The organism is Blastococcus sp. CCUG 61487 (assembly GCF_005222955.1).
In the GTDB taxonomy this organism is placed as follows: Bacteria; Actinomycetota; Actinomycetes; order Mycobacteriales; family Geodermatophilaceae; genus Blastococcus.
In genome coordinates, this window is sequence record NZ_LWUA01000120.1 from 1,673 (window position 1) to 2,496 (window position 824).

Consider the following 824-nt stretch of genomic DNA (forward strand, 5'->3'; position numbering starts at 1 on the left):
CGCCGAAGATGCTCGCGGCGACCTCCCGGCGCGCTTCGGCCAGCCACTTGTGCTGCTCGTCGGCCTGGTCGATGAGCCTGTCGAGCAGGGCGGCGTCGACCCGGCGATCTGACTCGCCGACCGCCCGGAGGGTCTCGAAGCCGGCCCGCTTGGCCAGGACGGCGGTGCTGATGAACTCGAACTCGATGAGGTCGCTCAGCGGCGACCGGGAGAACAGCCGCCCGTTGAGCTTGACCCGGCTGAGCTTCTCCCCCACCCACGTGCCCAGCTGCTTGTACTGGCGGACCGGGAAGCCGAGCGCGGCCATCGTGGTGCGCAGCCCCGACCGCTCCTCGCGCAGCTCGTCGAGCAACTGCTCCAGCGGCTGCTCGTAGGGCGTCCCCCGCCAGCGGCCGATCATCCGGCTGACCAGCTCGATGCCGCCGGTCGCGGCGGCCAGGTGGTCGTTGCAGTAGACGGCGAGCAGGTCGGGACTGCGCAGGGCACCTCCGGTGGACGAGTCGGTCACTGCGCCTCCTGGGAACGGACGCGCGGCCGCTGCGGCCGCGTCGGGGAACCGCCTCCCCACTGCCCCGTCGGTGGTGCGGTCAACCGCGCACCAGGACGGCGACACCCACGCCGGCGGCGGCCCACAGCGCGCTGGCCAGCGTGCCCACGATGAACCGCTCGGCGGCCGCCGACGCGGTGCGCAGCTCGGAGAAGCGGCCCAGGCCCTTCACGGCGAAGACGACGGCGAGCCCCTCGGGCCAGCCGGCGAGCAGGGTGACGGCGATCGCCGCGCGCTCCAGGACCCCGATCCACGCCCCGCCGCGCAGGATCTCCGG

General features: G+C 73.8%; 1 protein-coding gene and 1 pseudogene. Both read right to left on the reverse strand.

Going from position 1 to position 824, the window contains the following annotated elements; translation table 11 throughout:
- The coding region (locus A6V29_RS08195) for a hypothetical protein (protein ID WP_137159856.1) at nt 1-508 on the reverse strand (508 nt) is incomplete at its 3' end.
- A gap of 79 nt (nt 509-587) precedes the next feature.
- A pseudogene (locus A6V29_RS08200) lies at nt 588-824 on the reverse strand (hypothetical protein); the annotation flags it as partial.